The sequence below is a fragment of the Bacteroidales bacterium genome, assembly GCA_017521245.1.
Classification (GTDB): domain Bacteria; phylum Bacteroidota; class Bacteroidia; order Bacteroidales; family G3-4614; genus Caccoplasma_A.
This window is the reverse complement of the sequence record JAFXDI010000001.1, coordinates 82,165-101,575: the sequence shown is the minus strand read 5'-3', so window position 1 is coordinate 101,575 and position 19,411 is coordinate 82,165. Positions and strand designations below refer to the sequence as shown.

The window sequence follows — 19,411 nt, the reverse complement described above, 5'->3', positions numbered from 1 at the left end:
TTTTAAGAAGGATGAGAAAATTTATATATATAACCATTAGTGCTGTTTTATTGAGTGGCTGTCATATTTACAAGAAGTATGAACGCCCCGAAGATATTAATGTTGCAAGTGCATATCGTATGCCTGAGGGTATGAACAACACACCCTCTACAAACAATATTGGTAATTTGGAGTGGACAGATATTTATCCTGATGAAAAACTTCAGGAGTTGATTAATTATGGTCTGCTAAATAATACCAACTTGCTTATTGCAATAGAGAAGGTTAATGAGGCTAAAGCAGCTCTTACTTCGGCAAGATTGTCGTTCTTGCCATCAATTTCTCTTACTCCCGAAGGTGGCGTAAGCAGTTTTGATGGTAGCGCTGCATCGTGGAGTTATAATGCAAGTGCAAGCGCAAGTTGGGAGATTGACCTGTTTGGAAAACTGTTAAACTCTAAACGTAAAGCACAAGTTGCCCTACTTCAAAACAAGGAGTATCAACAAGCAGTTCGCACTCAACTTATTGCAACAATTGCAGATTACTACTTTACTCTTACTGCTTTGGATAAACAACTTGCTATATATACTATTACAGAAAAGAGCTGGGCTGAGAGCGTTGAGACTATTAAGGCTATGAAAGAGGGTGGTATGACAAATGAGGCTGCCGTTGCTCAATATGAGGCTTATCACGCTTCTATTGCGGCGGCAATACCAGACGTTAAGGCTGAGATTACTAAACAAGAGAATGCTCTTGCTACCTTGCTTGGAGATTTTCCAAAGTCAATCGCAAGAAACTCAATTGACTCACAAAAGTGCGATGTTCCTATTGAGGTAGGTATTCCTATTGAGCTACTCTCAAACAGACCTGATGTTAAGAATGCTGAGTATCAGTTAGCTGCAATGTATTACAACACTAATATTGCTCGTAGTTCATTTTATCCCCAACTATCAATTGGAGGAAGTCTTGGTTGGACTAATGCTGCAGGGGCGGCAATAACAAATCCTGGAGGTTTAATACTCTCCGCTCTTGCCTCTATTACACAACCTATCTTTAACAAGGGTGTAAATATTGCAAAACTTAAAATTGCTAAGGCTCAAGAGGGACAAGCAAAACTCAACTTTAAGCAAGTGTTGTTAGATGCAGGTAGAGAGGTTAGCGATGCTTTGGCGGTTTATGATGCAGAACTAAAGAAAGAGAGCAAAAGAGAGTTGCAAATTGAAAAACTATCTAATGCTGTTGAATATACTAAAGAGTTATTGACATTAGGCTCTTCAACATATTTAGAGGTGTTGGATGCTCAACAATCATTACTGTCGGCTCAACTTACAAAAACTGAAGACCAACTAAAAAAACTCAATGCTATAACCTCGCTTTACCACGCTCTTGGTGGCGGCAGAGAGATTGAAGTTTATGACAGAGATTGAAAGAGAGAAACGAACTGTGGAAAGAATGATAAAACTCTATTGCCGATACAAAGAGGGCAATAGAGTTTTATGTTGTGATTGCAAAGAGTTAAAAGAGTATGCATTTGCAAAACTTGATAACTGCCCTTTTGGTAATGATAAAGGTAGTTGTAAAAAGTGTAAAGTTCATTGCTATAAATCAAATATGAGAGAGAAGATTAGAGAGGTGATGCGATATGCTGGACCAAGAATGTTACTCTTCTACCCTATTGATGCAATTACTCACATTATTAAGGAGTTCAAAAAATAAATTTATAATGTTGTTTTTTATTTTTTTAAACAACCTTTATTTTTTGTTTGATAAATCAATACGTTTGTTTAACTTTGCATAACCTTGATATGGAAATATTAATTTATTAAATATAAACGCTATATGAGCAAAGGAAAAATTTTGGTAACTGGTGGTGCCGGATATATTGGCTCACATACCACAGTTGAATTACAAAATGCAGGTTACGAGGTTGTTATAGTTGATAACCTATCTAACTCAAACGCCGATATGATTGACGGCATTGAGCGTATCACCGGTACTCGTCCAGCATTTTATCAAGTTGATTGCAACGATAAGGTTGCTATGAAAGATGTTTTTGAGAACAACAAAGGTATTAGAGGTATTATTCACTTTGCTGCTAGTAAAGCTGTTGGTGAGAGTGTTCAAAAACCTTTGATGTACTATCGCAACAACTTAGACTCTTTGATGACTCTTATGGAGTTAATGCCTGAGTATGGTGTTGAGGGTATTGTATTCTCATCTTCTTGTACTGTTTACGGACAACCCGATATTCTTCCTGTTGATGAGACTGCTCCTATTAAACCTGCTCTTTCGCCTTACGGAAACACTAAACAAATTAACGAGGAGATTATTCGAGATGCAATATACTCAGGAGTTCCTTACAAAGCAATTATTCTTCGTTACTTCAACCCAATAGGTGCTCACCCAACTGCTGAGATTGGAGAGTTACCTAATGGAGTGCCTCAAAACCTTGTTCCCTTTGTTACTCAAACAGCAATGGGTATTCGCAAAGAGTTGAGCGTATTTGGTGACGACTATGATACTCCCGACGGTTCTTGTATCCGAGACTACATTAATGTTGTTGACCTTGCTAAGGCTCACGTTATAGCAGTTGACAGAATGTTAACCAACAAATCGGAAGAGAAAGTTGAGATATTTAACCTTGGTACTGGTCGTGGCGTTTCAGTTCTTGAACTTATCAACGCATTTGAGACAGCAACAGGAGTTAAACTTAACTATAAGATTGTTGGCAGACGCGAAGGTGATATCGAAAAAGTATGGGCTAACCCTGATCGTGCAAACAACGTTCTTGGCTGGGTTGCAAAAGAGAACTTGGAAGATACTCTAGCTTCGGCTTGGAAATGGCAAGAGAAACTTCGCAGAGACGGTATTATGTAATTTATATTAATTAGGAATTAGTTCGTGGCTAAAGCCACAATTAGAAATTAAGAATTTTTATTAGACTAATAAACGATAAAGGTTGTAACGCTCACGTTACAACCTTTTCTTATATGATTTTGTAGTTAAAAACTACTTTTTATATACTATCTCGCAAATTTCGGGGTTACCTGTGATTGCGATTTTCTTAACCTCTGCTACTGGAGCAAATGAGTAGTATAACGATGTTACATCGGCAGTTGCTAATTCCTCGCCTGTTGCTGATAGTTGTTTTACTTTTACTCCATTTGCTGAACGCATTAGAATTGTACACTCTTTAACGCCTTCGGGTAAAATGATTGTAGCCTCTTCGGTTGGGGTGTATGTTGTTTCAAAATTTTTGTCAAATACATTCTCTGTTCCGTTTGCTCCTGACAGGTCGGCTGTAAGGTCAAATTTATCCATCTTCATTCCAACGGCAGAAGAAGAGTTATTTATATAACGTATATAACGGCATGGCATTGAGTTTGTACTCCACTTCTCTCCATCTTGTGAATACTCTGCTACAAGTGGAGCATTAAACTTTGTATCTACATTCTTTATGGTTGCAATAAATGGTAACTCAACTCCTACATATTCGCCCGGATTAAGAGTTATAACCTCCAATACGCGTTTTACTACTATTTGATCTTTGAATGTTGTTACTCGGTTATTTGCAAGTCGCTCAACATTGGTATATATTGATGCTTCGCGTTTTACAGGGTTTACCTCAAATGAGCGAACTGCTACCCAGTTCTTTCGCTCCGACTCATCGTTACGTGCCAAACGTACATAACGTGCCTGAATAGGTGCTCCCTCCCATATTACATCATATACGCCATTAATGTTATCGCGTAAGAGTTGCCAGTTTTCGCCATCAAGAGAGTACTCTAATCGCGCCATATCAAAGTAGTCAACATCGTTGGGAACATTGCGACCTTGATTTATTATGATGGTTTTAACTTCTGTTACCTCTCCTAAGTCCATACCTATCCAACTGCCATCTTTTTGAGCATCGCCAGATGTGTAGAAACTATTTTTGTCGCCATCAAACATTGGCTTTACTTGTGTAGTTGCAAGGTTTGCAAATGTTCCTATTGCTTTGCGTACTGCAAGAGGCGTTCCCGATACGGTTGAGTAGTATTTGTTTGCCAATGCATCGGTTGTATTCTCAATAAAGGGTTGTAGTTTTAATGTTCCCGATTTGTGTGCAAGATATGCTGCTTGCTCATCAAAGTCCATACGATTCTCTTCAAACAAGTTCCAGAACTTCTCATACTCTCCTGCCTCGTAAAGTTTTATCAACTCAAGGGTGTTTTGTCCTCTTACTCCAAGTTTCTCAAACTCAACCAACCATGGACGGAGTTCCTCAACCAATGCTCGATTTATACAGAATGAGTCGATTGTTGCAGGTGCTGCTTCTATCTTTTTAAACTCTGCCATTAATGCATCGTATTGTGCTTGCGTGTACTCCTCAACTGTGAATGTTTCGGTCTCCCACGATTCATCACGGCGGTATCCTGTTTCGGTATCGCATGAGTGAATTGCGAATGTGCGGTATGCCTCTTTTGCGTTAGGCATCAACTCTTGCAAACCATTCTCCCAATTATCCATAGGAGCGTAATCACTAATATTCCAAGTGTAATCGGCAACTCCGTAAAGAGCCAATTTTGATGCCTCACCATGCTCCATTGGGTTGCTTACAAATCCTGCCATAGTAGAAGTTGTTGCTGTACTGTCTAATCCATATACTGGTCCTTGAAGTATAAGGTTACGAACATAGTCGGTTACAGGGTAGTTCCACCATATAAACGATGGGCGTTTGATACGCTCACTTACCCAATCGAGTGTTTCAGGGGTAATGTCGCCACAAACAAAATCTCCTGTCCACATTACGTGTATTGATGGATGTAACACTTTGCCCAATAGTGCCAAATATCCATCTGGTGCAGGATTTGCCCAAAGTTTAGTGTAGTCGGTTGGACAAATAATCAATGGTGCAACATCTCCTTTTACCTCAACAAACTCGGTGTGTAGGCGGTTGAGAAGTTGAGCCTGCATATCGGGACGTGTTCCTATTCCCTCAATGTCATCAAAGAATAGAGCGAATGAGCGAATACCTAAATCGTACATCGATTCAAACTTCTCATATAGTTTTTTGTAATCACTCTCGTTCCATTTAATATCTTTTCCTGGATGAATTGCCCAGATGAAATCAACATAGTTACGTTTTGATGCTCCTACCAACTCTTTGATTTTTTGAGCCTCCTCTTCGGGATATGGCAAACGCCAGTAGGGAGAACTATGATATGGATCATCTTTGGGACCATATAGGTATGAGTTCATTTTGAACTTACCATAGAAATCGAGTAACGAAACGCGTGTTTCGTGCGACCATGGTGTTCCATAAAATCCCTCAACTACTCCGCGATATGGCATATCGGGATAGTCAGTTATTGTCATATATGGAATCTCGTTCTCAGTTGATAGTTGTTTTAGTGTTTGTATTGCGTAGAATGCTCCACGCTCATCGTATGCCGAAACAAATATACCCTCTTTGTTTACTTCAAGGATATATGCTCCACTCTTATCAAGCATACTATCTGTTTGAGCAATAGCCTTATCAATGATAAACGAAGTGGGCACACCATTCTCTGTTATATTTAAATGAACAAGTGATTGGGCAACCAACTCCGACTCTCCTTCAGGTGCAAAACCTTTTGCAACATTCAAACTACCCTTTTTAGCCATCTCAATTTTTTGAGGTGTTGGGTTAATACGCACTTTTAACTCTGCCGTACAACTCATCAAAAATAGAGCCGACATTACGATTGATAAAAATCTGATTTTAAACATAGTTTATATAGATGTTTGTTTTTGATTATCTCTTTACCTTTTGTGGTTTTATACACACTAATTGCAAATATAACCATTTTATCTGACTCAACAAGTTGATTTAGGGCAAAATGATGATATTGTATAAATTTAGAGAGAAATAGTATTATTTCTTCAACAAAATTGGGGAGATGGGGGTTATTATTCTATAATGTAAATTTATTTGTATTATGAAGGATAAGAAGTTTTTGACTAATGAGGTGGGGGCTCCTGTTGAGGATAACACCAACTCGCTTACTGCGGGTAAAAGGGGGGCTATGTTATTGGAAGATACTTGGTATTTGGAGAAACTTGCTCACTTTGACAGAGAGGTTATTCCTGAACGTAGGATGCACGCTAAAGGGAGTGGTGCATACGGGGTTTTTACTGTTACTAAAGATGTTACTAAATATACGTGTGCTACCGTTTTTGCTGAGGTGGGCAAAAAGACCGACCTTTTTGTGAGATTCTCGACCGTTGCCGGGGAGCGTGGTGCGGCTGATGCGGAACGTGATATTAGAGGGTTTGCTGTCAAGTTTTACTCTGATGAGGGTAATTGGGATTTGGTTGGTAATAATACTCCTGTTTTCTTTTTGCGTGATCCTCTGCAATTTCCTGATTTAAATCATGTTGTTAAACGAGACCCTCACACTAATATGCGTTCACCTCAAAACTATTGGGATTTTTGGACTATGCTGCCTGAGGCTCTGCATCAGGTTACTATTGTGATGTCGGATAGGGGTATTCCTGCTTCTTATAGACACATGCATGGATTTGGTTCTCATACTTATAGTTTGATTAACAAGGATGGGGTTAGGCATTGGGTTAAATTTCATTGGGTTACTCAGCAGGGTATTAAGAACTTATCGAACGAAGAGGCTGAGGCTATTATTGCCAAAGATAGGGAGAGCCATCAACGCGACTTGTTTGATGCTATTAACAGAGGAGATTTTCCTCGTTGGAAACTATATTTCCAGATTATGACAGAGGAGGAAGCCGAAAACTATAAGGAGAATCCGTTTGACCTTACTAAGGTGTGGAGCCATAAGGATTTTCCTCTTATTGAGGTTGGGGTTATGGAGTTAAATCGTAATCCTGAAAACTATTTTGCCGAAGTGGAACAGTCTGCTTTTAATCCTGCTCACGTGATTCCTGGTATTGGTTTTTCGCCTGACAAGATGTTACAGGGTAGATTGTTCTCTTATGGCGATGCTCAACGCTACCGTTTGGGTGTTAATCACGACCAAATTCCTGTTAATAGGGCAAGGTGTCCGATGCATAGTTTCCATAGGGATGGTCAGATGCGTGTTGATGGTAATATGGGTGCTACCAAGGGTTATTCGCCTAACAGTATTGGAGAGTGGCAGACTAAGGGTGCTGCATACTCCTACTCTCCTACTGATGGGGAGAGTATGAGGTATAACCCTTATGAGGATAGGGATGATAATTGTTTTTATCAGCCTGGTAATTTATATCGTTTAATGTGCGAGGAGAAGCGTTGCTTGTTACTAAAAAATACGGTTGCTGATATTATGCCTGTTACCGAGAATGTGAAACTGCGTCATTGTGCTCACTGCTACCTTGCCGATACTGAGTATGGCTCAAGATTGGCAGAGATGCTTAACCTCGATCTGGAGGTTGTTAAATCATTGGCCGGTATGAGTCAGAAAGAGAGGTTTGAGGCAACAAGTAGTTGTTAGTTGTTGGCTAACGCCACCTCGCTGGGATAGTTTTTAGTTGTTAGAATAGCAGATTATATGCTAAAACTAACAACTAAAAACTATAATACGATATGTGTCCCTGCTTGAGGGTTGTCTATTGCCGATGCGTGAGTAATTACTACCTCTTTTACTCCTGCTTCTAATGCTTTGAAGGCACTTTGGAGTTTGGGTAACATTCCGCCCGATACTATGCCTGCGGCTTTTAATTCTTCAAATTTCTCGCGGTTTATTAGTGGTATTACCGAGTTGTCATCGTTCTCATCCATTAATACTCCTGGTTTTTCGAAACAATAGATTAGGGTTACATTAAACTTTTCGGCTACGCCTTTTGCTACTTCACTTGCTATGGTGTCGGCATTGGTATTTAGCAGATTTCCTTTTCCATCGTGTGTGATTGGTGCTACTACGGGGTATGTTCCGCCTTGTAATAGGTTGGCTAACATTTCTCCATCTACTTTTACCACGTCTCCTACATATCCGTAATCAATTGGTGTTGCGGGGCGTTTGTTTGACAGGATTATTCCTGCATCTGCTCCGCATACGCCTATGGCGTTTATGCCTCGAGATTGTAGTGATGCTACAATGGTTTTGTTTACTAATCCTGCATATACCATTGTTACCACCTTAAGGGTTTCGGCATCGGTTACTCTACGACCATCTATCATTTGGGTTTCAATGCCTAATTGTGCCGATATTTTTGTTGCTGAACGTCCTCCTCCATGTACAAGTATTTTGCATCCTTCTACCTTTGCATAATCATTTAATAGTACATTAAGGGTATCGCTCTCCTCTACTATTTTGCCTCCTACTTTTATTACTTTTAGTTGTTCCATTTTTTGCTCTGCTTTTTAGGGTTTTACTCTCCTCCAAACTCCATTAGGTACGATTTTATGAATTGATCTAAGTCTCCGTCCATTACTCCTACTACATCGGATGTTTGATAGTTGGTGCGATGATCTTTTACTCTTCTATCATCAAACACGTAACTGCGTATTTGTGAGCCCCACTCTATTTTTTTCTTTCCTGCCTCTACTTTTGCCTGTTCTTCCATACGGTGTTTCAACTCTTTGTCGTATAGTATTGAGCGGAGTTGTCGCATAGCATTTTCACGGTTTTTTGGCTGGTCGCGAGTCTCGGTGTTCTCAATCAATATCTCCTCCTCTTCGCCTGTATAGGGATCTTTGTAGTTATAGCGTAGGCGTACTCCCGACTCTACTTTGTTTACGTTCTGTCCGCCTGCACCTCCAGAACGGAAGGTATCCCACGATATTGCAGAGACATCTACTTTTACTTCGATTGAGTCATCTACAAGGGGTGTGATGAATACTGATGCAAAGGATGTCATTCGTTTTCCTTGTGCATTATATGGTGATACTCTTACCAAACGGTGTACTCCGTTTTCGCCTTTTAGGTAACCGTATGCAAATGCTCCTTCGGCATGCATGGTTACGGTTTTTATTCCTGCTTCATCGCCCTCTATCAGGTGGTCTATTGCGAGTTTGTATCCTTTTGATTCGCACCAGCGCGAATACATACGCATTAGCATCTCTGCCCAATCTTGACTTTCAGTGCCTCCTGCTCCTGAGTTTATCTTTATTACGGCATCCATTTTATCCTCTTCGCGTCGTAACATATTGCGAAGTTCTAATTCTGATACCAAATTTATTGCTCTTTCGTATGCTTTATCAACGTCTGCCTCTTCAACAACTCCCTCTTTTAAAAATTCGTAGGCAAGTTGTAACTCCTCTACTGCCGCTGCTACTTGGTTGTATCCGTCAATCCAGTATTTGAGTTCTTTTATCTTCTTCATCTGCAACTCCGCTTTGTCTCTGTCGTTCCAAAAATCTGGAACGTGAGTACGAAGTTCCTCCTCTTCTAACTCTATTTTCTTACCATCGGGGTCAAAGATACCTCCTCAACGCCAACTTGCGTTCTTCTGTCTCTTTCAGTTGTTCTATTGTTATCATCTATTTTACATTTTTTGCAACAGCGAAATTAATATTTGTTGTGGGATTTGCCAAACTTTCTTAAAAGATTGATTACAGAGCATATTTTTACTATTATAGATTATGTAGGTTTGCCATTTAAGAGTTATCTTTGCAAAGATAGTTTGTCATAGTTATACGACATATTGGCATATAATTGTATAATTTAACCATTGGCACTATTTTTGTACTTTAATTCTGTGTAATTTTATTAATAAATAACGATAGAGATTTTAATGGATATTCAAGAACAACTTATTTCAACTATTGTTGATTCTATTCAAGATAAAAAGGGTAGTAAGATTATTGTTGCAGACCTTTCTGATATTGAGGGTGCAACTGTTAGAAACTTTATTATTTGTACTGCCAAATCTACAACTCAAGTTGCGGCTGTTGCCGATAACATTAGAGAGAAAGTTCGTGTTGACTTAGGTATTAAACCTTATGGATACGATGGTTACAAAAACTCTCAATGGATTGTTATTGATTATGGACACATGTATGTTCATGTGTTCTTACCTGAGGTTAGAAACTTTTATAAGTTAGAACAACTTTGGAGCGATGCTAAAATAACAGAGATTCCCGATCTTGATTAATTACATGTTCAAAAAGATTTATGAGTAAAAAAGGAGGATTTAAAATAAGTTTATATTGGGTATATTCGCTCATCGCAATTGCCCTTATCGTTCTTTACTACAAGAATGACGATTCGGTGAGTAAAGAGGTTCCTTGGAGTACGTTTGAAGAGATTGCCAAAAACGAGAACAATGGCATTAAGACCATAAAGGTGTTCCGCAATAGTGGAACAATTGAGGCTGTTCTTACAGATAGTTTAGGCGCAAAGATTTTTGAGAAAGATATTACTAAGGTTGGGGAGAATCCAACTTTGATTGTTAATATCCCCTCTGCTGATAATTTTAGCGAGTCGGCTTCGGAGTGGAAGAAAGAGAACAACTTTAATGTTCCTATCACATACGACGATAGTAGTGATTTTACTGATATTATATGGGGATTTGGTCCTATACTACTACTCGTGGTATTTTGGATTTTTATAATGCGTAAAATGTCTGGCGGCGGTGGAGGCGGCAACGGAGGTGTCTTCAACGTTGGTAAGGCAAAGGCTCAAGTCTTTGACAAGAACGGACCTATTAAGGTTACTTTCAATGATGTTGCCGGTTTGAGCGAGGCAAAACAGGAGGTTGAGGAGATTGTTGATTTCTTGAAGAATCCTAAAAAATATACTGTATTAGGTGGTAAAATTCCTAAAGGTGCATTGCTTGTAGGCCCTCCAGGAACTGGTAAAACTCTTTTAGCAAAGGCTGTTGCAGGAGAGGCTAATGTCCCTTTCTTGTCGCTCTCTGGCTCTGACTTTGTTGAGATGTTTGTGGGTGTGGGTGCTTCACGCGTTAGAGACCTATTTAAACAGGCTAAAGAGAAGGCTCCTTGTATTGTGTTTATTGACGAGATTGATGCAGTAGGTAGAGCCAGAGGCAAGAATGTTGGTATGGGTTCAAACGAGGAGCGTGAGAATACTCTAAACCAACTTCTTACCGAAATGGATGGTTTTGGTTCTAACAGTGGTGTTATTGTTTTGGCCGCTACTAACCGCGTTGATATTCTGGATAAGGCTCTTTTACGCGCTGGACGTTTTGACCGCCAAATATATATTGAACTTCCGGAACTTAATGACCGCAAAGCGATATTTAATGTTCACCTAAGAGGTGTTAAGATTGATGAGAGTGTTGATGTTGACTTACTTGCAAGACAGACTCCTGGTTTCTCAGGTGCTGACATTGCTAATGTTTGTAACGAGGCTGCGTTGATTGCGGCTCGTAGAAACAAAAATGAGGTGAGCCGCCAAGACTTTATGGATGCTGTTGATAGGATTATTGGTGGTTTGGAGAAACGTGGAAAGATTACTACCGAAGAGGAGAAACGTTCTATCGCTATTCACGAGGCCGGTCATGCAACTTTGAGTTGGTGGTTACAATATGCCAATCCATTGGTTAAGGTTACTATTGTTCCAAGAGGTAAGGCTTTAGGTGCGGCATGGTACTTACCCGAAGAGCGTAAGATTACAACTTTGGAGCAAATTCAAGATGAGATTTGTGCTATTCTTGGTGGACGTGCTGCCGAAGAGTTATTTATTGGCAAAATATCTACTGGTGCGGCTAACGACTTAGAGCGTGTTACCAAACAGGCGTATGCTCTTGTAACATATTTTGGTATGAGCCCTGAGTTGCCAAATATTTCGTACTACGACTCATCTGGTCAAGGTTATGGTTTTACTAAACCTTATAGCGAAGATACTGCTAAATTAATTGACAAAGAGGTTAACAGACTTATTGCAGAGCAATATGAGAGAGCCAAAAAAATTCTTTTGGAGAAAGCCGAAGGACACCACGCTCTTACCTCAATTCTTTTAGAGCGTGAGGTTATATTTACTGAAGATGTTGAGAAGATTTTTGGAAAACGTCAATGGAGTTCTCGCACCGAAGAGATTATGGAGGCTGAAGAGAAAAGATTAGAGGAGGAGAAACGATTCATAGAAGAGAAATCATCTGAAACAAGCAATAGTTGTGAAGAGGAGAAAAGCGAGAAAAAGAACGTAGAAGAAGAGGAGGTAATAACTAACAACATTTTGGTTGAGGAAGAGAAAACTGATAGTACAACCGATAAAGATTAATTTTATGAAAAGTGTTATTGTAAGAAGCATCACAGGTATATTTTTTATTGCTTTTGTTGTATGGGCAATAATGTATAATCCTATATCGTTATGGGCGTTACTTGCTATCATAACTGGTGTTTCATTGTATGAGTTCTACAAGATTATTTTCAAAGGCGAGTTTACCTTTATGCAATATATGATGCACATTACTGCCGGTATATACCTTACTACTATTGTTTGGATGGAGTCTACTATGGTAATGGATGCAACTGAGAATAAGGCAATAACTTACGCTCCATACTTGTTATATGTTATGATTGTTTTCATAACTGAACTTTATGCTAAGAGAGAGGAGCCTTTTACATACGCTGCTAAGAGTTTAGCAGGTCACTTATATATTGCTCTTCCCGTTGGGCTTTTGAGTTTTATTGCTTTTAGTGGATTATCAGTTCTCTCAATATATACACCTACAATGCTACTTGCCCTATTGGTTATTATTTGGGTTTATGATACTGGTGCCTTTGTTACTGGTATGACTTTTGGAAGACACCGTTTGTTTGAGCGTATCTCTCCAAAAAAATCGTGGGAAGGTTTTTGGGGTGGCGTAGGTTTTGCTCTACTCGCTTCTTGGGGTATTTATGCTATTCTTGAGAACTATGGTTTAAACTCAATGGAACTATATAAATGGTTAGGTTTTGCTGTTGTTGTGGTAGTTTCGGCTACAATGGGTGACTTAACTGAATCTCTTTTGAAACGTACTTACGGAGTTAAAGACTCAGGCAAGATACTTCCCGGACATGGTGGTATGATGGACCGCTTTGATAGTGTATTTATGGCTGCTCCTGCAGCTTATATATACCTAAGTATTGTAATGTAAGAGGAGATGTTATCCATCTTAGTTGATAAAAATCAAGCGAGTTATCTCTGGATAACTCGCTTGATTTTTAAATATGCATATTCTACTCACTCACAGGACGGATAGGGTATCCATAATATCGTGGAGCAAGACTTGATGATATATTATCTAATGTCAATTGCAAGAACCTCGCATTATTACAATAATCTATATAAAGAGTACTTGACCAATAATAGCCGTTTGCTGTCATAAGATTCTTATTCTCATTATAATATCCTGCTATTGGCAAGAATATTGTATTTCCGTTTTTCTTACTTTTTACAGTATATCCACTTACGCCATTAATTGTCTGCAAAAACCATTCACAGTTATTTGTGTCGCGTAATTCATCTTGCTCCTCTTTTGTTGGCATTCGCCAACTTCCTCCCCAAGTAATTCGTGCGGCATCATCTTCTAAATCAAGTTGGGTTTTATCATCAATTGTTCCAAAAGTTGATTTACTACAATATTTATTCATTGTTTCCCGGGAGCCTTCGCACAATTTATATGTAGTCCAATCGTACCAACTTTTTGAGGCTGTTTCACCCCATGCAAAATAGTCTCCAGCCTCTTCAGGTGAAGTGGCTCCTACATTGCAAGTTGCCCATTTTACAGATAAGCCAAGATCAACGTAGGTATGTCCGTTTATACTTCTTTTTAATTTTATACTATCTATCTCTGATATATACTCACTATATATTAACTCTCCTCCTTTATATATTTCAACTTTGTTTTGCGCTATTGTATTAACTGAAATTAGTGCTATAATCAATAATATTATTGACTTGAATTTCATATATAGGATTTGCTTAAGAGATTAATTTAAACGAATTACTTTTTTGCTCCTCGTGTACGATAGTCGCAATAGACTTTGCCTTTTAGAATATTATTGAGTTTTCCTTTTATCAGCTGCTTGCGTATGGGCGAGGTGTGGTCGATGAACAATTTGCCTTGCAAATGGTCTTGCTCGTGCTGTATTACACGTGCTATATAACCTTCAAACCACTCGGTGTGTGGCTCAAATCTTTCATCTACATAACTTACTTTTATCTTCTCTTTGCGTGTTACAGATTCGCTTATTCCCGGAAGACTTAAGCATCCTTCAGGACGTGTAATGTTCTCTCCTTCCAACTCCTCTATTACTACATTCATCATTGTTTTTTTTAATCCTTTATACTCAGGATAGGTATCTGATATAGGATCAAGGTCAATTATTAAGAGGTTTAATGCTAATCCCACTTGCGGTGCTGCCAAACCTATTCCTTCGGATTGTGTAAGGGTTTCGTACATATTCACCAACAATTTATCCAAATCGGGATAATCTGGGGTTACATCTTGTGTTTGCTTACGTAATACGGGCATTCCGTATAGATAGATTGGTAATATCATAGTTTATTGTATTTTATTTGCTCTAAATAACTTTGTAGTATTATCACTGCACTCACACGATCAGCGAGTCCTTTATCGCGACGCGCCGATTTTTTTACTCCTCCAGATAGTATTGCTTGATGTGCCAATACGGTTGTATATCGTTCATCGTGCATTACTACTTTCATTTGTGGAAATTTCTCTTTAAATTTGGTAACAAAGGTTTTTACTCGGGCAGCATTTTCGCTTAATGTTCCGTCTGTTTGTTTGGGCAGACCAACTACTACGGTCTCTACCTCCTCTTTTGCAAAATAGTCGGTAAGAAACTTCATTAACTCATGGGTTGCAACTGTTGCCAACGAATTTGCTATTATTTGCAGGGTATCTGTTACTGCTACTCCTGTTCGCTTTGCTCCGTAGTCTATTGATAATATTCTTGCCATAATTGATTACAAAATTACAAAATAAGGGGGTATTGGCAAAAAGTTAGTTCTATTTGTTTGGTTTTCTCTTTGTTTTTTTATTTTGTTTTAATAAATTTGATGATTATTTGAAATTTATTAAATCTTAGAACAATGTATTTACATAAAGAGTTGGAGACGATGAGTCGTCCCGAGATTGAGAAACTTCAATTAGAGAGATTACAGAAAGTTGTTAAACACTGTATGAACTCTCCATTTTATAAGAAACGTTTTGAAGAGATTAATCTTAAACCAGAAGATATTAAGAGTTTGGATGATCTTAAGAAGATTCCTTTTACTACTAAACAAGATTTGAGAGATACTTATCCTTTTGGTATTGCTTCGGTACCATTAGAGAAGTGTACACGACTTCATTCTTCAAGTGGTACTACTGGGAACCCTACCGTTATTCTGCATACAGAGAAAGACCTTCAAGAGTGGGCTAAGGCAGTTGCAAGATGCCTTCATATGGTTGGTTTACGCCCTTCTGATGTATTCCAAAATTCATCGGGTTATGGTATGTTTACTGGTGGTTTAGGTTTTCAGTATGGTGCTGAACATTTGGGTATGCTTACTGTTCCTGCTGCCGCTGGTAATACTAAGCGTCAAATTAAGTTTATTACAGACTTTGGCACTACTGCTCTTCACGCTATTCCAAGTTACGCTTCTCGCCTTCATGAGGTGATGGTTGAGATGGGTATTGACCCTCGAAAGGATACTAAACTTAAAACTTTGATTATTGGTGCAGAGCCTCACTCGGAGGAGCAACGCAAACGTATTGAGGAGATGTTGGGTGTTAAGGCTTATAACTCGTTTGGTATGTCAGAGATGTGTGGCCCCGGCGTTGCATTTGAGTGTACCGAACAGAATGGTTTGCATATATGGGAAGATTACTATATTGTAGAGATTGTTAACCCTGACACTTTGGAACCTGTTGCTGAGGGCGAGGTTGGAGAGTTGGTTCTTACTACTCTTAACCGCGAGGCTATGCCTTTGTTGCGTTATCGTACTCGCGACCTTACCAGAGTATTACCCGGAGAGTGTCCTTGTGGTCGTCACCACAAACGTCTTGACCGAATGAAAGGACGAAGCGATGATATGATTATTCTTAAAGGTGTTAATATATTCCCTATTCAAATTGAGACTATTCTTCTCCAATTCAAGGAGTTAAGCACTGATTATTTGATTACTCTTGAAACTAAAGATAGTAACGATGATATGACTATTGATGTTGAGTTGAACGATATGTTTACCGATGATTATGGTCGTTTACAATCACTTACTAAAGAGATTACTCGCCAAATTAAGGATGAGATTTTGGTTACTCCTCATGTTCGTTTGGTTTCAAAAGGCTCACTTCCTAAGAGTGAAGGTAAGGCTGTGAGAGTTAAAGATCTTCGTAAAACTTTTTAATTTATTATAATTATGACAGTTCATCAACTATCGGTTTTTGCCGAAAATAAATCGGGAACTATTCAACGCGTTCTTGACCTTTTAAAAGAGGGTAATATTCAAATTATAGCATCAACTATTGCTGATACTACCGACTATGGTATTTACAGAATTATATGCTCTGAACCTACTCGTGCTTACGAAACATTGAGAGAGGCAGGTATTTCGGTTAACTTGACTGACGTATTTGCTATTACGTTGGAGAATGAAGTTGGTAAAGCAGCCGACACTATTAAATTATTTAGTGATGCAGGTATTGATATTTCGTACTTGTATTCGTTTATGTTAGGCAATAAGGGTATTCTTATTTTCCGTACTAAAGATTCTGAGAAGGCTCATGAAATTATTATGCTTAACAAACTTAATTTTGTTGCAGAGAAGGATTTGTCAACTCTAATTTAAAAGAGATATCCTATAATAAACAAAATAGACCAATTAGTAAGACTAATTGGTCTATTTTGTTTATGTCCGTTTTGAGTGCTGGTTACATTTGCCGGAACATTACCATATCACTACCATATTAATCAATGGTTATTTTGTTTGCAGCAACTTTGTCGGGCATAAATATTTTTGCAGTTTTCTCAAACTTCTCAACCGAATCGGTTGTAAGGTATATCCTCTCTCCTCCTTTTGTACAACGTTGCTCCATCTCGGGATGACGCATAAGATAGTCTTTTAAACTCTCTGCTACCAATTCGCCTTGTAGTATAAGGTTTACTCCTTTGGGGAGTGCCTCTCGTATCTTATCTTCTAATATTGGATAGTGCGTACAACCTAATATTACAGTATCAATATCCGGCGATTGTGACATTAGTGCATCAATATATTTTTTTACGAAGTAATCGGCTCCGGGTTTGTCATATTCTGAATTTTCAACCAACGGTACAAACATTGGACACTCTTGTCCAAATACCTCAACTTCAGGGAAGAGTTTCTTTACCTCTAACGGATAAGTCTGAGATTGTATTGTTCCTGTTGTTCCTAATACCCCCACTTTACCTGTTTTGGTTAAATTACCTATCGCCTCAACTGTTGGGCGTATTACACCTAATACACGTCGTGTGGCATCAATATTGGGCAAATCTCTTACCTGTATTGATCGGAGTGCTTTTGCCGATGCTGTATTACACGCTAATATTACAAGTGGAGCTCCCATCTTAAACATTTGCTTTACGGCTTGAAGCGTAAAGTCATATACGGTTTCAAATGAGCGTGTTCCGTATGGTGTTCTTGCATTATCTCCCAAATAGATATAATCATATTGGGGCATTGCCTTAACTATCTCCTTCAGAATTGTAAGTCCTCCAAATCCTGAATCGAATACTGCTATCGGTCCTCTCTGCATCTCCATCTTATAGTTTTTTATTTATGGCGTAAATTTACAAATAAAAAAGAGAATTACAGTCTTTTACTGTAACTCTCTTCTATATTTTTTAATCTTTTTATTTGAGTAGGTCTAATTTTGCCTTTACAAAGATGGTTATATCCTCAAAATTTGCTCCTTTGTAGAGCATTTGTGCTTCATCTATTACAAACATATATCCGCCTTCATCTCCTACCGACTTTACTGCCTCCATAAGTTTTGCTTTTATTGGCATCATCAATAGTTCTTGTTGTTGCTTAATATCATTTTGTGCAACCATCATAAAATCTTCTATTGCTTGTGATATGGTTAGCAACTCTTGCTCTCGGCGTGCTCTAATATTCTCAGGCATTGTTTGACGAGATTTTACATAGTCGGTATATTTGTTCTCATACTCGTTCTTTATGCTCTCATTCTCTTCCTTATACTTCTGAGCCAAATCTGCTAATTTTTTATTTGCCTCTTCAGTTTCGGGCATCGCATCAAAAATTTCTTGTAATCTTACTGTTGCAAACTTCAACTGGATTTGAGAGATTGCCAACATTGGGATTATAGCAAATAGTGATAATAGTAATATCTTTTTCATAATATAATGTTTAAAAAAATAAGAGAGTGTCTAACTCCCTTATTTTTATATTTTTCAGAAATTGAGTTCTATTGTATTCCTAATTTTGCTTTTACTTTTGGGGTAATATCTTCGGTCATTGTCCCTTTGAAGACTACTCCTGTTTCATCAAGAACATACACATAGTTCCCTTCTGTTCCAACCTCTTTTACGGCTGTCATCAATTTCTCTTGAATTGGAGCCATTAGTTTCTCTTGTTCTGCTTGGATATCCTCTGCCGCCATTCTTCTGAAATTCTCAGTGCGTTGCTCAATCTCTTGTAACTCTGCTAAACGTGCGTTTAGGATATTCTCAGGAAGTGAGTCTTTTTGCTCTGTTATGGCAGCATATTTTGTTTGTAATTCTTCTGCCATTTTTGACAACTCGCTCTCATATTTCTTTTGTTTATCTTGTAATGCTGCTGTTGCTGCTGAAGTCTCAGGCATTACTTGAAAGATTGCTTGTAAGTTTACTGTTGCAAATTTAAGGTCTTGTGCCGAAACACATATTGGCAACGCTAAAAGTGCCACTACTAAAAGTTTCTTTAACATGATATATTTTGTTTAATGGTTAATTACTATGTTTTCAGTTGCAAATTTATATATTTATTTTGAATATCCCAACTTTGCTAATACTTCGTTGCTTATATCTATTTTTGGTGTTGCATAGATTACGCTTACAGCCGATGCTCGGTCAAGTATCATTTGATAACCTTTATTTGTTGATATGGTTTTTACGGCTTCGTAAATATCATCTTGAATTGGTTTCATTAACGCTTCGCGTTTTTTATACAACTCGCCTTCCGGTCCAAAATAGTTACGTTTCATTTCAAGAGTTTTTTTATCCTCTTCGTATATCTCTTCTTCTTTTTTTGTTTTTTGATCAGCGGTATAGAAGATTTGGTTTGCTTGGTAATCTTTATACATTGCTTCAACCTTTTGAGCTTGTTGTTCAATCTCCTTCTCCCACTTTTGAGATACTTGTTTCAACTGTTCGTTAGCCATTTCATACGCAGGTATATTACTCAATATATACTCCATATCTATTAGGGCAAACTTTTGTGCTTTTGCCTCTACTGCTAAAAGTGCGATAAACGCTACCAGAATGATTGATAACTTTTTCATAATTTCTGTTTTTAAGTTGTTT

The 19,411-nt window shown here is 38.3% G+C and carries 19 protein-coding genes; 9 read left to right on the top strand and 10 right to left on the bottom strand.

The genetic code is table 11. The features are described 5' to 3' along the window. Positions 1–11: 11 nt before the first annotated feature. From IKK64_00445 to galE, 3 genes are all read left to right on the top strand, one after another. Positions 12–1,406: an efflux transporter outer membrane subunit gene (locus IKK64_00445; protein MBR4118530.1), complete on the top strand. Its 1,395-nt coding sequence runs from the start codon at positions 12–14 to the stop codon at positions 1,404–1,406. After that, entirely contained in the window at positions 1,393–1,695 is a 303-nt protein-coding gene (locus IKK64_00440; protein MBR4118529.1) for a nitrous oxide-stimulated promoter family protein, read from the top strand. Before IKK64_00445 ends, IKK64_00440 begins: the two co-directional genes overlap by 14 nt. 123 nt (positions 1,696–1,818) lie before the next feature. Further along, positions 1,819–2,856, top strand: a complete 1,038-nt coding sequence (gene galE, locus IKK64_00435) for a UDP-glucose 4-epimerase GalE (GenBank protein ID MBR4118528.1) — start codon at positions 1,819–1,821, stop codon at positions 2,854–2,856. Positions 2,857–2,988: 132 nt separating this feature from the next. On the opposite strand, the gene IKK64_00430 is transcribed toward galE, so the two are convergent. Then, complete coding sequence (locus IKK64_00430; protein MBR4118527.1) at positions 2,989–5,730, bottom strand: beta-N-acetylglucosaminidase domain-containing protein; 2,742 nt, start codon at positions 5,728–5,730, stop codon at positions 2,989–2,991. Positions 5,731–5,939: 209 nt separating this feature from the next. Here IKK64_00430 and IKK64_00425 point away from each other — a divergent pair, with 209 nt between their 5' ends. Further along, the gene (locus IKK64_00425) at positions 5,940–7,448 is read left to right on the top strand and encodes a catalase (GenBank protein MBR4118526.1); all 1,509 of its coding nucleotides are present in this window, start codon (positions 5,940–5,942) and stop codon (positions 7,446–7,448) included. Positions 7,449–7,528: 80 nt separating this feature from the next. Here the strand turns inward: IKK64_00425 and argB are convergent, their stop codons facing one another. Further along, entirely contained in the window at positions 7,529–8,302 is a 774-nt protein-coding gene (argB, locus tag IKK64_00420) for an acetylglutamate kinase (protein ID MBR4118525.1), read from the bottom strand. A 23-nt stretch (positions 8,303–8,325) separates the two neighbouring features. After that, positions 8,326–9,436 (bottom strand): peptide chain release factor 2 gene (gene prfB, locus IKK64_00415; GenBank protein ID MBR4118524.1). Its coding sequence is split into 2 segments (ribosomal slippage): positions 8,326–9,372 and positions 9,374–9,436, totalling 1,110 coding nucleotides; the frame shifts between segments, so codons are not numbered across the junction. Positions 9,437–9,690: 254 nt separating this feature from the next. Between prfB and rsfS the strand changes: the two genes are divergently transcribed. From rsfS to IKK64_00400, 3 genes are read left to right on the top strand one after another with little or no spacing between them, the layout of a single operon-like run. Beyond that, positions 9,691–10,050 (top strand): ribosome silencing factor, encoded by a 360-nt coding sequence (gene rsfS, locus IKK64_00410; protein ID MBR4118523.1) that lies wholly within the window; start codon positions 9,691–9,693, stop codon positions 10,048–10,050. Positions 10,051–10,070: 20 nt separating this feature from the next. After that, positions 10,071–12,140, top strand: a complete 2,070-nt coding sequence (gene ftsH, locus IKK64_00405) for an ATP-dependent zinc metalloprotease FtsH (GenBank protein MBR4118522.1) — start codon at positions 10,071–10,073, stop codon at positions 12,138–12,140. A 4-nt stretch (positions 12,141–12,144) separates the two neighbouring features. Beyond that, the gene (locus IKK64_00400; GenBank protein MBR4118521.1) at positions 12,145–12,999 is read left to right on the top strand and encodes a phosphatidate cytidylyltransferase; all 855 of its coding nucleotides are present in this window, start codon (positions 12,145–12,147) and stop codon (positions 12,997–12,999) included. Positions 13,000–13,081: 82 nt separating this feature from the next. Here the strand turns inward: IKK64_00400 and IKK64_00395 are convergent, their stop codons facing one another. From IKK64_00395 to ruvX, 3 genes are read right to left on the bottom strand one after another with little or no spacing between them, the layout of a single operon-like run. Further along, entirely contained in the window at positions 13,082–13,813 is a 732-nt protein-coding gene (locus IKK64_00395; GenBank protein ID MBR4118520.1) for a hypothetical protein, read from the bottom strand. Positions 13,814–13,848: 35 nt separating this feature from the next. Next, positions 13,849–14,406 (bottom strand): peptide deformylase, encoded by a 558-nt coding sequence (def, locus tag IKK64_00390; GenBank protein ID MBR4118519.1) that lies wholly within the window; start codon positions 14,404–14,406, stop codon positions 13,849–13,851. Beyond that, complete coding sequence (gene ruvX, locus IKK64_00385; GenBank protein MBR4118518.1) at positions 14,403–14,828, bottom strand: Holliday junction resolvase RuvX; 426 nt, start codon at positions 14,826–14,828, stop codon at positions 14,403–14,405. The genes def and ruvX overlap by 4 nt, the downstream gene beginning before the upstream one ends. A 132-nt stretch (positions 14,829–14,960) precedes the next feature. Here ruvX and IKK64_00380 point away from each other — a divergent pair, with 132 nt between their 5' ends. Continuing rightward, positions 14,961–16,259, top strand: a complete 1,299-nt coding sequence (locus tag IKK64_00380) for a phenylacetate--CoA ligase (GenBank protein MBR4118517.1) — start codon at positions 14,961–14,963, stop codon at positions 16,257–16,259. Between the two features lie 12 nt (positions 16,260–16,271). Then, a complete protein-coding gene (locus tag IKK64_00375) occupies positions 16,272–16,700 on the top strand; it encodes an amino acid-binding protein (GenBank protein MBR4118516.1) in 429 nt (142 codons plus the stop codon). A 118-nt stretch (positions 16,701–16,818) separates the two neighbouring features. On the opposite strand, the gene murI is transcribed toward IKK64_00375, so the two are convergent. The 4 genes from murI to IKK64_00355 all read right to left on the bottom strand — a co-directional run bounded on the left by murI (position 16,819) and on the right by IKK64_00355 (position 19,389). Next, a complete protein-coding gene (murI, locus tag IKK64_00370; protein ID MBR4118515.1) occupies positions 16,819–17,649 on the bottom strand; it encodes a glutamate racemase in 831 nt (276 codons plus the stop codon). Between the two features lie 91 nt (positions 17,650–17,740). Continuing rightward, entirely contained in the window at positions 17,741–18,247 is a 507-nt protein-coding gene (locus IKK64_00365; GenBank protein ID MBR4118514.1) for an OmpH family outer membrane protein, read from the bottom strand. A gap of 68 nt (positions 18,248–18,315) precedes the next feature. After that, positions 18,316–18,816 (bottom strand): OmpH family outer membrane protein, encoded by a 501-nt coding sequence (locus tag IKK64_00360; protein ID MBR4118513.1) that lies wholly within the window; start codon positions 18,814–18,816, stop codon positions 18,316–18,318. Between the two features lie 54 nt (positions 18,817–18,870). After that, positions 18,871–19,389, bottom strand: coding sequence for an OmpH family outer membrane protein (locus IKK64_00355; protein ID MBR4118512.1), 519 nt, complete (start codon positions 19,387–19,389; stop codon positions 18,871–18,873). Positions 19,390–19,411 lie beyond the last annotated feature (22 nt).